The organism is Duganella sp. 1411 (genome assembly GCF_017833525.1).
GTDB lineage: Bacteria > Pseudomonadota > Gammaproteobacteria > Burkholderiales > Burkholderiaceae_D > Rugamonas.
Genome location: NZ_JAFICD010000004.1, coordinates 282,868 through 295,553, shown reverse-complemented (window position 1 = coordinate 295,553; position 12,686 = coordinate 282,868). Strand labels below are relative to the sequence as shown.

General features: G+C 64.3%; 12 protein-coding genes. 9 read left to right on the top strand and 3 right to left on the bottom strand.

Annotation, left to right across the window (positions count from 1 at the left end):
• The first annotated feature begins 3 nt into the window (after positions 1-3).
• The gene (locus JOD97_RS22060) at positions 4-411 is read left to right on the top strand and encodes a PIN domain-containing protein (RefSeq protein WP_209723388.1); all 408 of its coding nucleotides are present in this window, start codon (positions 4-6) and stop codon (positions 409-411) included.
• Here the strand turns inward: JOD97_RS22060 and JOD97_RS22055 are convergent.
• Together JOD97_RS22055 and JOD97_RS22050 are read right to left on the bottom strand one after the other, a co-directional pair.
• Complete coding sequence (locus JOD97_RS22055; protein WP_209723385.1) at positions 404-1,333, bottom strand: sulfonate ABC transporter substrate-binding protein; 930 nt, start codon at positions 1,331-1,333, stop codon at positions 404-406. The two genes, JOD97_RS22060 and JOD97_RS22055, sit on opposite strands and share 8 nt — an antisense overlap.
• Positions 1,334-1,342: 9 nt before the next feature.
• Positions 1,343-2,398 (bottom strand): LacI family DNA-binding transcriptional regulator, encoded by a 1,056-nt coding sequence (locus JOD97_RS22050; protein WP_209723382.1) that lies wholly within the window; start codon positions 2,396-2,398, stop codon positions 1,343-1,345.
• A 285-nt stretch (positions 2,399-2,683) separates the two neighbouring features.
• Here JOD97_RS22050 and JOD97_RS22045 point away from each other — a divergent pair, with 285 nt between their 5' ends.
• The 3 genes from JOD97_RS22045 (at position 2,684) to JOD97_RS22035 (ending at position 7,557) form a co-directional block, all read left to right on the top strand.
• On the top strand, positions 2,684-4,852 hold the full coding sequence (locus JOD97_RS22045; RefSeq protein WP_373999913.1) for a TonB-dependent receptor: 2,169 nt from the start codon (positions 2,684-2,686) through the stop codon (positions 4,850-4,852).
• Positions 4,852-6,141 (top strand): LLM class flavin-dependent oxidoreductase, encoded by a 1,290-nt coding sequence (locus JOD97_RS22040; RefSeq protein WP_209723375.1) that lies wholly within the window; start codon positions 4,852-4,854, stop codon positions 6,139-6,141. Before JOD97_RS22045 ends, JOD97_RS22040 begins: the two co-directional genes overlap by 1 nt.
• Before the next feature lie 132 nt (positions 6,142-6,273).
• On the top strand, positions 6,274-7,557 hold the full coding sequence (locus tag JOD97_RS22035) for an alpha/beta fold hydrolase (protein ID WP_209723372.1): 1,284 nt from the start codon (positions 6,274-6,276) through the stop codon (positions 7,555-7,557).
• An 11-nt stretch (positions 7,558-7,568) separates the two neighbouring features.
• Here JOD97_RS22035 and JOD97_RS22030 read toward each other — a convergent pair whose 3' ends face one another.
• Complete coding sequence (locus JOD97_RS22030) at positions 7,569-7,946, bottom strand: lysozyme inhibitor LprI family protein (RefSeq protein ID WP_209723369.1); 378 nt, start codon at positions 7,944-7,946, stop codon at positions 7,569-7,571.
• Positions 7,947-8,050: 104 nt separating this feature from the next.
• On the opposite strand from JOD97_RS22030, the gene ubiE reads away from it, so the two are divergent.
• From ubiE to JOD97_RS22005, 5 genes are all read left to right on the top strand, one after another.
• Entirely contained in the window at positions 8,051-8,785 is a 735-nt protein-coding gene (ubiE, locus tag JOD97_RS22025) for a bifunctional demethylmenaquinone methyltransferase/2-methoxy-6-polyprenyl-1,4-benzoquinol methylase UbiE (protein ID WP_209723366.1), read from the top strand.
• A gap of 18 nt (positions 8,786-8,803) precedes the next feature.
• The gene (locus tag JOD97_RS22020) at positions 8,804-9,742 is read left to right on the top strand and encodes a Tim44 domain-containing protein (RefSeq protein WP_209723364.1); all 939 of its coding nucleotides are present in this window, start codon (positions 8,804-8,806) and stop codon (positions 9,740-9,742) included.
• 141 nt (positions 9,743-9,883) lie between these two features.
• Positions 9,884-10,492 (top strand): SCP2 domain-containing protein, encoded by a 609-nt coding sequence (locus JOD97_RS22015; RefSeq protein WP_209723361.1) that lies wholly within the window; start codon positions 9,884-9,886, stop codon positions 10,490-10,492.
• Positions 10,489-12,057, top strand: coding sequence for a ubiquinone biosynthesis regulatory protein kinase UbiB (ubiB, locus tag JOD97_RS22010; protein ID WP_209723357.1), 1,569 nt, complete (start codon positions 10,489-10,491; stop codon positions 12,055-12,057). Before JOD97_RS22015 ends, ubiB begins: the two co-directional genes overlap by 4 nt.
• Positions 12,058-12,059: 2 nt before the next feature.
• Complete coding sequence (locus JOD97_RS22005) at positions 12,060-12,683, top strand: SAM-dependent methyltransferase (RefSeq protein WP_209723354.1); 624 nt, start codon at positions 12,060-12,062, stop codon at positions 12,681-12,683.
• Positions 12,684-12,686: the final 3 nt, after the last annotated feature.

Genomic DNA, 12,686 nt, shown 5'->3' with positions numbered 1-12,686 from the left:
GCGATGATCTCGCTCGATACCAATGTCATGATTCGATTTATCGTTCGCGATGAGCCCTCTCAATATCGACTAGCATGTGAACTCATCCAGCGCGCTAAGGAATCGCAACAGCGGGCGATTGTGATGTTGTTGGTCGTGCTTGAGTGCGAGTGGGTGCTACGCAGCGCGTATCGATATTCAAAGAGCGAAATCATCACCACTTTTTCTGCGTTGCGAGCCGCTGGCGAAGTACAGATCGAGCGGGAAGCCGTCCTGGTGGAGGCGCTGGAAATCTGGGCTCAAGGTAAGGCGCATTTTGCAAATTGTCTTATTTTGGCGTCCAGCCGCGCGCTGGGCTGTACGGCGATGATGACCTTTGACCGGCAGGCTGGAAAACTTCCTGGTGCGACATTACTACGCCGATCTATTTGACGGTTGCTGGTTGCCAAGCCCATACCTTGCTAGCTACGCTGATCGGTTTCGGTATCAGTTTCTGCTGATAGAACACATCCGCCACGCGCTGCTGGCTGGCGGCGATCGCGGGACTGACCGGCACCGCGCCATAGCGTGTGCGGCTCTGCCAAGTTTCAACGATATTCACCGGCAGACCCATTTGCGGCGCCAGCATGGCGCTCACTTCTTTTGGATGCGTATTGGCCCACTGGCCGGTCTTCGCAACCTGCTCGAGCAGCGCCGATAACATCTTCGGCGACCTTCCGACAAAATTGCGCGACGCCAGATAAAAGCCATTCGCCTGCGGCAGCCCGGTGTAGTCGCTCAGCACCCGCACCTGGTACGACTTCTGCGCCGAGGCGAAATACGGATCCCACACCACCCACGCGTCGATGCCGCCGCTGACGAACGCCGCCCGCGCATCCGATGGCGACAAGTACACCGGCTTGATATCGCCCAGCGTCAGTCCCGCCTTTTGCAGCGCGGACGCCAGCAAGAAGTGCGAGCCGGAGCCCTTCTGGAACGCCACCTTCTTACCCTTCAAATCGGCCACCGTGCGCGCCGGCGAATCCTTGGGCACGAAGATCGCCTCGCTGTTGACCGGTGCCGGTTCGGCCGCCACGTACAGCAGGTCGATGCCGGCCGCCTGCCCGAACACCGGCGGCGGCGCGCCGGTGCTGCCGAAATCGATGCTGCCGGCGTTGAGCGCCTCCAGCATCTGCGGGCCGGCCGGAAACTCGATCCACTTGATCTGCTGGCCGGCGAAGGCCTTCTCCAGCGTTCCCTGATTTTTCAGTATGCCCAGCAATCCACTGCTTTTCTGGAAGCCGATGGTGATCGCCGGCGCGCTGTGCGCCAGCAGGGGGAGGGCCAGCAGCAAGCCGGCGGCGATGTTCTTCATGATTTTCCTTTACGCGCTTTCGCGCTCGATAAGTTCGCAGGCCAGCAGATTGAGGCGTGTGTCCCGGTCGGATGCCGGCAACGCCCCCAACTGCTCCAGAATGCGCAGCGCGGCGATTTCGCCGATCTCGCGTCCCGGTGGGCGGATGGTGGTCAAGCTGGGTAGCAGCAACGGCGAGAACGGGTAGTCGCCAAAGCCGACGATGGCGCACTGCCCGGGTATCTCCAACCCCGCGCGCTGCCCCGCCAGCAGGGCGCCCGCCGCCAGATTGTCGTTGGCGAAAATGATCGCCTCGGCACGCTGGTCGCCGCGCCGCGCCGGTTTCAGCGCCAGCGCTTCGATGGCCTCTTTGCCGGCGTCGAAAGGCGCCTCCGCCGTCGGCACATGGATGTTTGGTTGCAGGCCGTGCTCGCGCATCACCGCCGCGTAGCCGTCGCTGCGGTCCACCGCGCTCAAGTCGCCCGCCAGGCTGTTTTGCACGAAGGCGATGCGTCGATATCCCTTCGCGTACAGATAGCGCGCCGCTTGCTCGCCGACGGCGGTGTTGGAGTAGCCCACTTGTATCGGCTTGCGGCGCGGATCGTAGTCCCACGTCTCGACCACCGGAATCCCGGCCCCCGACAGCAGCTTTTCCGTGGCGCGGTTGTGGAACCGTCCCGTCACCACCAGCGCCGCCGGCTTCCAGCCGAGGAAGGCGCGCACCGCGCTTTCCTCCTGCTTCGCCGAGAAGTAGCTCGACGCCAGCAGCAGCTGGTAGCCATGGCGGCTGAGCGTATCGCTGAAGCTCTGTATGGTGCTGGCGAAAATCGGCCCGGAGATGTTCGGGATCACCATGCCGATGATGCGGCTGTGCGACGACGCCAGGCTGCCAGCCATCAGGTTCGGCACATAGCCCAGCTGCTTGACGGCGGCGGCGATGCGCGCGCTGCGCGTGGCCGCGACCCGTCCCGGCTCGGTGAAGTAGCGCGACACGGTGATCGAGCCGACTTCCGCCAGCCGCGCCACGTCGTGGATGGTCGCGCGGCCGGAGCCACGGCGTTTGCGCGTGCTTCCCGGTTCGTTCATTTGCTTTGTCCGCGCATATTTAGAAAAGACATATCGATGGGTTTTTAAATTCTTTGACTTCAAATCGGCCGGCATCGACACTAAAAAAAGGGTATCGGTACCATTCAAAGTCTAGCAAACGTCAGGCGGGGAACTAAGTTGGTTCTTCGATGATGAAAGTGGATTTTCCGCATATGGCGCAAGGGGCGCTTTCAAATCAAGGGATCGGCAATGAGGAACAACAGTAGAAAAATCGGTGCGCTGACGTTGGGCGCTTTGCTTGTCGGCTCGGCTTGGGCGGGTGGGGTGGACGCGGCTGCCGACGCGGCCAGTGCGCCGATTCTGGACCGCGCCGACGGCACCGCCGTTCCCAGCGTGACGGTCAGCGCGACGCGCCGCAACGCGTCGCTGCAATCGGTGCCGGTGGCCGTGTCGGTGCTGAACGGCGACGATCTGGCCCAGGCCAACCGCACCAGCATCGACACCATCGTGCAGGAAGTGCCGAGCGTGACGTTCCGCCAGCAGGGCGGCAACAAGGACTCGACGATCTTCGTGCGCGGTATCGGTACCATCTCGACGTCGCCCGGCGTGGAACCGACCGTGTCGACGGTGATCGACGGCGTGGTGTACGCGCGTCCCGGCCAGGCCACGCTGGATTTGCTGGACATCGAACATATCGAGATCCTGCGTGGTCCGCAAGGCACGCTGTTCGGCAAGAACGCGTCGTCCGGCGTGCTCAATGTGATCGGCCGCAAGCCGTCGGAGCAGACTAGCGGCTTTGTCGACGCCTCCTGGTACAAGGGCAATGAGAAGCGCGTGCGGGCCGGCTTGTCCGGCACGATCCAGCCAGGCGTGGTCACCGCCGCCGTCACCGCGCTGTATGCGGACTATGACGGCAACGTCGATAACGTGCACGCCGGTGGCGGCAAGGTCAATGGCTACGACCGCAAAGGCGTGCGCGCCCGCGTCGACATCACGCCGAACAAGGATTTGGACGTGAGCCTGATCGCCGACTACCTGCGCTCGAACGCGTCGCCGTCCTTCACCGCTTACAAGTCCACCAGCGCGCCGTTCTCGCAGGCGATCGCGCCGGTGGCGGCTACGCGGGATAACCGCCAGATCAACACGGATATTCCAAGCGATATCCGCGACACCAATAAGGGCTTGTCGGCGCAGGTCGACTGGCGCAACGGCGGCTACACGCTGACGTCGATCACGGCGGTGCGCGACTGGGACAATGCGCAGTACACCAGCACCTCGGCCATCGGCAACGCGGCGGAAGCGGCGCGCATCACGGCCGCTTATCCGGCCACGCGCGATATCGGCACCGTCGATTTCCGCCAGGTGTCGCAGGAGTTGCGGGTGGCGTCGCCGAAGGACCAGTTCCTCGAATATGTCGTCGGCGCGTTCTACCTGCACGGCAAGGACCGCGAAACCTATCAACGCATCGTCACCACGACGGCGCTCAACTCGGGCCGCGCCGACTATGGCGTCAAGAACGACAGCTACTCGCTGTTCGGCGAGAGCACGCTCAATCTGTCGCCGGATTGGCGCGCCATCGCCGGTGCTCGCTGGACCAGGGATGAACTGTCCTACGACCATGTCCGCACCTCGACCTCGACGACCGCTTTTCCCGGCGTGCAGCCCGGCGTAAGCAACAGCGGCTCGACCAGAGAGGATGGCTATTCCGGGCGTCTCGGCCTGCAGTACCAGCTGTCGCGCGACGTCAACGCCTACGCGACCTATTCGCGTGGCTACAAGGGGCCGGCCTACAACGTCTTCTTCAACATGCTTGGCCGCGACACCCTGGCGCTCAAGCCGGAAACCTCCGACTCGTTCGAGCTGGGATTGAAGGCCAGCGCCTTCGATCGCCGGCTCACGGCCAACGTCGCCGTTTTCAACACCAAATACGCCAACTACCAGGCCAACTTCTTCGACACGGTCGCCGGCACAGTCATCACCCGTCTGATCAACGCCGGTGATGTATCGACCAAGGGCGTTGAGCTGGACATCAACGCGCGGCCAACACGCCAGCTGACGTTGACCGCATCGCTGGCCTACACCGACACCAGCATCGACAACTTCAACTGCCCGCCGGCGGCCACGGCGTCGTGCAACCTGAATGGCCGGCCGTTGCCGTTCTCGCCGAAGTGGAAATCCTACACCCGCGCCAACTACGCGCTGCCGCTGCAGAACGGTTTGATCGTCGACTTCTCGGCCGACTATACCTATCAGGCGAAGACGCAATTCGACCTGTTCCAGTCGCCGGACGCGATCCAGGGCGCGTATGGCGTCGTCAACGCCGGTATTGCCTTGTCGTCGACGCCGGGCGGCTGGCGCGTCGCGCTGGTTGGCAAGAACCTGGCCAACAAGTCCTATGCCACCAACCTGGTCACCTCGACCGGCTACGTCACGCGCGCGGTGCCGCGTGATGATGAACGCTACTTCGGCATCACCGCGCGCAAGGAGTTTTAATGACACGTCAATTAAGCATCGCCGCCTTCATGATGCGGCACGGGCACCACGTGGCCGCATGGCGGCATCCGCAAACGGATCTGGAGTCGAATCCGTTCAAGGTGTTCCGGCGGCAGGTGCAAAGCGCGGAACGGGCCTGCCTGGACGCGGTGTTCTTCGCCGACAGCCTGGCGCTGACCGGCGGGGTGCCGGCGCTCGAGCCGTTGACGTTGTTGTCGGCGCTGGCGGCTTGCACCGGGAAGATAGGCTTGATCGGCACCGCCACCACCACCTACAACGAGCCGTACACGGTGGCGCGCCAGTTCGCGTCGCTCGATCAGATATCGGACGGCAGGGCGGGCTGGAACCTGGTCACGTCCGATAACGCGGCCGAGGCGGCCAATTTCGGCCGCGATCGGCATGTGGCGCACGCGGCGCGCTATGAACGGGCGCGGGAATTTCATCAGGTTGTCACGGGACTGTGGGATAGTTGGGAAGATGGGGCGCTTATTAACGACAAGGCCGGCGGACAGCTGATCGATCCGGCCAGGCTGCGCAAGCTCAATCATCGCGGCCCGCATTTCGCCGTCGCCGGGCCGCTGAATGTGTCGCGCAGCCCGCAGGGGCGGCCGGTAGTGGTGCAGGCCGGCGGCTCGGAGGCGGGACGCGAGCTGGCTGCCGCCACGGCCGAAGTGGTGTTCACGGCGCAGCCGTCGCTGGCGAAGGCGCGGGATTTTTACCGTGACATGAAGCGCCGCGTAGTGGCATATGGCCGCGCGCCGGCGTCGCTGAAGGTGATGCCCGGCTTGTTCGCGGTGGTGGGGGAGTCGCAGGGCGAGGCGGACGACAAGTTCGGCCAATTGCAGCAGTTGATCGAGCCGAAGGCGGGGCTGGCGCTGCTCGGGCGTATGATCGGCAACTTCGACCTGTCGGGTTATCCGTTGGATGGGCCGCTGCCGGAGCTGCCGCCGACGCAGGACGGTCAGCGCAGCCGCCAGCAATTGCTGACCGATCTGGCGCAGGGCGAGAATTTGACGATACGCCAGCTGTACGAGCGCATCGCCGGAGGGCGAGGTCACTTCACGGTGGTCGGCACGGCGGCGGCGGTGGCCGATCAGATGCAGGCGTGGTTCGAGCAGGAGGCGGCGGACGGGTTCAATTTCATGGCGCCGGCGCTGCCGGGCGGGTTGGATGATTTTCTGTCGCTGGTGGTGCCGGAATTGCAGCGGCGCGGTTTGTTCCGCACCGCGTACCAGGGCACCACGTTGAGGGAGCATCTGGGGCTTAATGCCTCTGATAAATCGTGCTAACACGTAGGGCGGATTAGGCGGAACGCCGTAATCCGCCAATGTGTGAGCCGCCGACGGAGCATGGCGGATTACGCTGCGCTAATCCGCCCTACGTGTCTCCGTGGTTGGTTTTGTTCTGAATAGGATGAGAGTATGAAGGCAGTTGGCAGGATAGTGATCGCGGCGCTGGCCGTATCGGCGTTCATCGCACCATTGCACGCGCAGGAATACTTCGGCGACGCCCGTCCCGACGCGCCAGAGCTGGCGGCGCGCGGCGCTTTGCAGGTCGGCGTGCGCACCCTGGTCGCCGAGCACGCGGACCAGGTGGACGTGCTGCGTTACAGTGAAGCGAATCAAAACCCGCGCTACACCCGCAAGCTCACGCTCGAAGTCTGGTATCCCGCCACGCTCGCAGCCGGACAAAAGGAACATACGGTTTATACCGATGTGCTGGGATCGGGCGCCAACGATCCCGCCCGCCCCAACACGCCGTTCCAGTTCATCGGCCGCGCGGCGCGCGACGCGGCGCCGGCCGCCGGACGCTATCCGCTGGTGATCGTCTCGCACGGCTATCCGGGCTCGCGCCTGCAAATGAGCTACCTGACCGAGAACCTGGCGTCGAAGGGCTACGTCGTGGTGGCGATCGACCATCCCGAGTCCACCCGCGCGGACAAGGCCGGCTTTGCCAGCACCCTGCTGAACCGCCGCCTGGACGATCTGTTTGTGCTCGACAGCGTGGCGGCGTGGGCCAAGCCGGGCAGCGGCCATTTCCTGGCCGGCTTGGTCGACGCCGGCAACACGGCGTTGATCGGCTATTCGATGGGCGCGTACGGCGCCTTGAACACCGTCGGCGCTGGCGTGAGCGCGGCGGCCGCCGCGTACGTTCCCGGTGGCAAGCTGGCCGTGAACCAGCAGGGCAACGCGGACTATGAATCGCGCCGCGATGCGCGCATCAAGGCCGTGGTGGCGTTCGCGCCATGGGGCGGGGCGCACAAGGTGTGGGATGCGGAGGGCCTGGCCAACGTGCGCACGCCGACGCTGTTCGTCAGCGGCGACCAGGACGACGTGGCCGGCTACAAGGATGGCGTGGTGCGCATCTTCGAAGGCGCCGTGCGCGCCGACCGGTATCTGCTGACGTACCAGGGCGGGCGCCACAACTCGGCGCCGAATCCGCCGTCACCGGCGATGCTGGCCAACTTCGACGATTTCATGTCCTATTCCGAGCCGGTGTGGGACAGCCGCCGCATCAACAACATCAACCAGCATTTTGTGACGGCGTTCCTCGGCATCCAGCTCAAGGCGCAGCCGCTGCAGGCCTACCTGGAGCTGCCGCCGCTGACGGCCGACGGCACCATCGCGCCCGATCCGGGCCTGTGGAAGGGCTTCCGCAAGCGCACCGCGCTCGGGCTGGCATGGCGCCACCTGCCGGCGCGGTAGCGCCAGGCGAATTAGTCCTTCAGCTTGCTGTTCTGGCAGCCGGAGCTGGCGCACTCGCGCACCCGGTCCTGCAGGAACTGCGAACGCTTGATCGTGGTATTGGTCGCGCAATCGAGATTGACGTAGAAGCCGGTCGACTCGCGCTTGGAGCAGCTGTTGTTGCGGCTTTGAATCCAGGCCAGTTGGCCGGCTTTCAAGGCCTTCTTGCCGTCGGCGTCCAGTTTGCCGTTCAGGGCCTGGTAATTGGTGTTGAGCTCCTTGTCCGCCTCCTGATAGACCTTGTTGAGGCAGTACAGGCCGTCGAAATCGTTCTTCGGCACGTCGCAGGCCGAATTGGCAAAGGCGGCGCCGGACGCGCAAAACAGCAATGTTGCGATGATTTTGTTCATTTTTGAATATCTCGGTTAAAAGGGTTGCCGATTCTGACATGGTTCCGCGGCGCCCTCAATACGGGCAGCTTGTATAATGCAGCCAAACTAACAGGCCCGCTACCATGACAAATACCACCCATTTCGGCTATAAAACCGTCGCGGAAGACGACAAAGTCCGCGAAGTCGCCAAGGTTTTCCATTCCGTCGCCGCCAAGTACGACATCATGAACGACGTCATGTCGGGTGGCCTGCACCGTCTGTGGAAGACCTTCACCATCGCCAACGCGGCCGTGCGCCCCGGTTTCAAGTGCCTCGACATCGCCGGCGGCACCGGCGACCTGGCCAAGGTGTTCGCCAAGCAGGCCGGCCCCACCGGCGAGGTCTGGCTGACCGACATCAACGAGTCGATGTTGCGCGTGGGGCGGGACCGCCTCTTGAATCGCGGCCTGTTGACCCCCACCTTGTTGTGTGACGCGGAAAAACTGCCGTTCCCGGACAACTATTTCGACCGCGTCAGCGTCGCTTTCGGCCTGCGCAACATGACGCACAAGGACCAGGCGCTGGCGGAAATGCGCCGCGTGCTCAAGCCGGGCGGCAAGTTGCTGGTGCTGGAGTTCTCGAAGGTGGCGGCGCCGCTGCAGAAGCCCTACGATATTTATTCGTTCAAGGTGCTGCCTTGGATGGGCCAGAAAATCGCCGGCGACGCCGAAAGCTACCGCTATCTGGCCGAGTCGATCCGCATGCATCCGGACCAGGACACGCTCAAGACCATGATGGAGGAGGCGGGGCTGGAACGGGTAACGTATTACAACTTGACGGCAGGTGTGGCCGCTTTACACACCGGTATCAAACTGTAATTACCGTAGGAAATGACCATGAATTTCAAAAAACTGATGATCGGCGCTGTTGTCGCCGTGTCGGCCTTGACGATGCTGGCCGAGGCGACCGCGCGTCCCGCCGGCGGCAACCGTTCGATCGGCCGCCAGTCGCAAAACGTCAGCCGCATGCCGCCGGCTCCCGCGCCAGCGCCTGCGCCGCGCCAGGCCGCCCCCGCACCGGCCCCGGCCGCGCCAAACGCCATGCCGGCCAAACGCCCCAGCATGTGGAAAGGTATCCTGGGTGGCGCGCTGCTGGGCCTCGGCCTGGGCGCGCTGTTCTCGCACCTGGGCATCGGCGGCGCGATGGCCGGCATCCTCAGCACGATGTTGATGCTGGCGCTGCTGGCCGGCGCCGCGTACTTCATCTTCCGCATGTTCCGCCGCAAGTCGCAGCCGGCGGTGGCGCCATCGGCCTTCGGCGGCGGCTTCAACGGTAATAACAACGCGTCCGCCTACGCCCCGCCGGCTGGCGGTGGCACGCCGGAAATCGGCTCGCGCCTGCAGCCCGAGCAGCCGTATCAGCCGGTGCCAGCGGCGCCTGCGCCGCACACCCCTTGGGGCGTGCCGGGCGATTTCGACGCGGTGTCGTTCCTGCGCGTTGCCAAGAGCAATTTCATCCGCCTGCAAGCGGCCTGGGACAAGGGCGATACGGCCGACATCCGCGAGTTCACCACGCCCGAGGTGTTCGCCGAAATGAAAATGCAGATCAACGAACGCGGCGCGCAGAAGGATTACACCGACGTCGTCAGCATCGAGGCCGAGCTGCTGGGCATCGAGACCAGCGAGACCGAGTACCTGGCCAGCGTCAAGTTCACCGGCATGATCAAGCCCGCGCCGGACGCGCTGGCCGAGCCGTTCAACGAGGTCTGGAACTTGGCCAAGCCGGTGTCCGGCGCGTCGGGCTGGTTGCTTGCTGGTATTCAACAGTTGGCTTGAACCCCGCAGGGCCGGGTAGGGGTCGTACCCCGTGCGGGGTACGACCCCGGCGTCGGCGCTGCGGTTAAGGGGTAAAGCCCGATATGTTGTAAGATCAAAACCGCCCGTATTCCCGGGCGGTTTTGTTTTAACGGCGAGAACATGATTTTCTTAAACCCCAGTAACTTCTCCGCGACGCCGGCCAGCGCCGCCATCAACCATCTGCTGGCGCAGGAGCCTTGGGCCCGCGAGCAGTTGCGACGCCATGCCGGCAAGGTCGCTTGCATCGACACCGGCGCCGTCGCGCTGCGCCTGCGCGTGACCGCCGACGGCATGCTGGAGCCGGCGCCGGCCGACGAGCCGGCCCGCGTCACGATCCGCGTCAAACTGTCGGACCTGCCGCTGATCGCGCAAAACCGCGAGCGCGCGTTTTCCTACGTGCAAATCGAGGGCGACGCCGATTTCGCCAACGCCATCTCGAGCCTGAGCACGTCGCTGCGCTGGGAGGCGGAAGCGGACCTGGAAAAAGTGGTCGGCCCGGTGGCGGCGGTGCGCATGGTGTCCGGCGCGAAGGCGGCGTTCGAGGCGGCCAGGACCGGCCACCAGAAGCTGGCCGAAAACGTCGCCGAATTCCTGCTGGAGGAAAAGCAGGTGCTGGTGAGGCCGCAAGCGGTGGCGGAATTCTCGGCCGACGTGGTGCGCCTGCGCGATGACGTGGAACGGGCCGCCAAGCGTTTGGCCAAACTGGAACAGAAACTGGGAATCCAATGATTTTGAAATTTTTACGCCTGCTGAAAATCCTGCGGGTTGCGATTCGTTACGGCCTCGACGAAATCGCCATTTCCGGCCTCAAAGTGCCGCGCACCGCCAAACTCATCGACACCATCATTTTCTGGCGCGACATCTCGGCTCCGCGCGGCGTGCGCCTGCGCATGGCGCTGGAGGACCTGGGGCCGATCTTCGTCAAGTTCGGCCAGGTGTTGTCGACCCGCAGCGACCTGATTCCGGCCGACCTGGTGATCGAGCTGTCGCGCCTGCAGGACCGGGTGCCGCCGTTCGACTCCGACCTGGCCATCGCGCAGATCCGCAAATCGCTGGGCGCGCACCCGGACCAGCTGTTCGCCTCGTTCGAGCGCACGCCGGTGGCGTCGGCGTCGATCGCGCAGGTGCACTTCGCCACCTTGAAGGACGGCAAGCAGGTCGCGGTCAAGGTGCTGCGTCCGGGCATGAAGAAATCGATCGACGAGGACGTGGCGCTGATGCACATCGCCGCCGAGTGGATCGGCCGCGTCTGGGCCGATAGCAAGCGCCTGAAGCCGAAGGAGGTCGTCGCCGAGTTCGACAAATACCTGCACGACGAGCTCGACCTGATGCGCGAGGCGGCCAACGCCAGCCAGCTGCGCCGCAACTTCGCCGACTCCAAGCTGCTGATGGTGCCGGAAATGTATTGGGACTATTGCTCCAGCAGCGTCATCGTCATGGAGCGCATGCACGGCATTCCGGTGTCGCAGATCGACAAGCTGGAGGCGGCCGGCGTCGACCTGAAAAAACTGTCGAGCGACGGCGTCGAAATTTTCTTCACGCAGGTGTTCCGCGACGGCTTCTTCCACGCGGACATGCACCCGGGGAACATCCTGGTGTCGATCGAGCCGGAAACCTTCGGCCGCTACATCGCGCTCGACTTCGGCATCGTCGGCACCCTCAACGATTACGACAAGGATTACCTGTCGCAAAATTTCCTGGCCTTCTTCCGCCGCGACTACAAGCGCGTGGCCGAGGCCCACATCGAATCGGGCTGGGCGCCGAAGGAAACCCGCGTCGACGAGCTCGAGTCGGCCGTGCGCGCCTGCTGCGAGCCGATCTTCGACCGGCCGCTGAAGGACATCTCCTTCGGCCAGATCCTGCTGCGGCTGTTCCAGACCTCGCGCCGCTTCAACGTCGAAGTGCAGCCGCAACTGGTGCTGCTGCAAAAGACGCTGCTCAATATCGAAGGCCTGGGCCGCCAGCTCGACCCCGACCTCGACCTGTGGAAGACGGCCAAGCCATATCTGGAAAACTGGATGGGCGAGCAGGTCGGCTGGCAGGGCCTGTTGCAGCGGCTCAAGGCCGAAGCGCCGCGCTACACGCAAATCCTGCCGCAGCTGCCGCGCCTGGTGTACAGGGCGCTGGAGCAGCAGGGCGAGAAGCCGGCCGACAATGGCGAGTTGATCAAGGTGCTGATCCACGAACAGCAGCGCACCAATCGCTTGCTGAGTTTTGTGATTTATTTCGCCGGCGCCTTCGGGCTGGGCGTGGCCGGATTCCAGCTGTATCTGCGCTGGCACCACCTGCTCTGATCATGGCGGACTTCCAGCAACGCGATCCGATGTCGCCGGCGTTCTGGGACGAGCGCTTCGGGCGCGGCTTCACGCCCTGGGACCGGGGCGGCGTGCCGCAGGCGCTGCGCGAGTTTGCCGCCGCCAACGGGCCGCTGGTCACCTTGATACCCGGTTGCGGCTCGGCGTACGAGCTGGCGTTCCTGGCCGGGGCGGGGTGGGACGCGACCGCCATCGATTTTTCGCCGCAGGCGGTGCAGGCCGGCAAGCGCGCCGTCGGCGAGCATGCGGAGCGGGTGGTGGAGGCGGATTTCTTCGCCTGGCAGCCGGCGCGGCCGCTGCAGCTGATTTACGAGCGCGCCTTCCTGTGCGCGATGCCGCGGGCGATGTGGCCGAGGGTGGCGGCGCGCTGGGCCGAGTTGCTGCCCGCCGGCGCGCTGCTGGCGGGATACTTCTTTTTTGATGACGCGGCCAAGGGCCCGCCGTTCGGCATAGTCCGCGAGCAACTGGATGCGTTGCTGTGCGACGACTTCGAATGCATCGCCGACGAAGCCGTTGCGGATTCGATACCGGTGTTCGAAGGCAAGGAGCGCTGGATGATCTGGCGCCGGTGGACTGGTGACAAAATACACCGGGGAATCACGTAGGGC

Excerpts from the sequence above, each read along its gene's own strand:
- JOD97_RS22060 (WP_209723388.1), top strand. The coding sequence starts at position 4 with ATGATCTCGCTCGATACCAATGTCATGATTCGATTTATCGTTCGCGAT.
- JOD97_RS22055 (WP_209723385.1), bottom strand. The coding sequence starts at position 1,333 with ATGAAGAACATCGCCGCCGGCTTGCTGCTGGCCCTCCCCCTGCTGGCG.
- JOD97_RS22050 (WP_209723382.1), bottom strand. The coding sequence starts at position 2,398 with ATGAACGAACCGGGAAGCACGCGCAAACGCCGTGGCTCCGGCCGCGCG.
- JOD97_RS22040 (WP_209723375.1), top strand. The coding sequence starts at position 4,852 with ATGACACGTCAATTAAGCATCGCCGCCTTCATGATGCGGCACGGGCAC.
- JOD97_RS22035 (WP_209723372.1), top strand. The coding sequence starts at position 6,274 with ATGAAGGCAGTTGGCAGGATAGTGATCGCGGCGCTGGCCGTATCGGCG.
- JOD97_RS22030 (WP_209723369.1), bottom strand. The coding sequence starts at position 7,946 with ATGAACAAAATCATCGCAACATTGCTGTTTTGCGCGTCCGGCGCCGCC.
- ubiE (WP_209723366.1), top strand. The coding sequence starts at position 8,051 with ATGACAAATACCACCCATTTCGGCTATAAAACCGTCGCGGAAGACGAC.
- JOD97_RS22020 (WP_209723364.1), top strand. The coding sequence starts at position 8,804 with ATGAATTTCAAAAAACTGATGATCGGCGCTGTTGTCGCCGTGTCGGCC.
- JOD97_RS22015 (WP_209723361.1), top strand. The coding sequence starts at position 9,884 with ATGATTTTCTTAAACCCCAGTAACTTCTCCGCGACGCCGGCCAGCGCC.
- ubiB (WP_209723357.1), top strand. The coding sequence starts at position 10,489 with ATGATTTTGAAATTTTTACGCCTGCTGAAAATCCTGCGGGTTGCGATT.
- JOD97_RS22005 (WP_209723354.1), top strand. The coding sequence starts at position 12,060 with ATGGCGGACTTCCAGCAACGCGATCCGATGTCGCCGGCGTTCTGGGAC.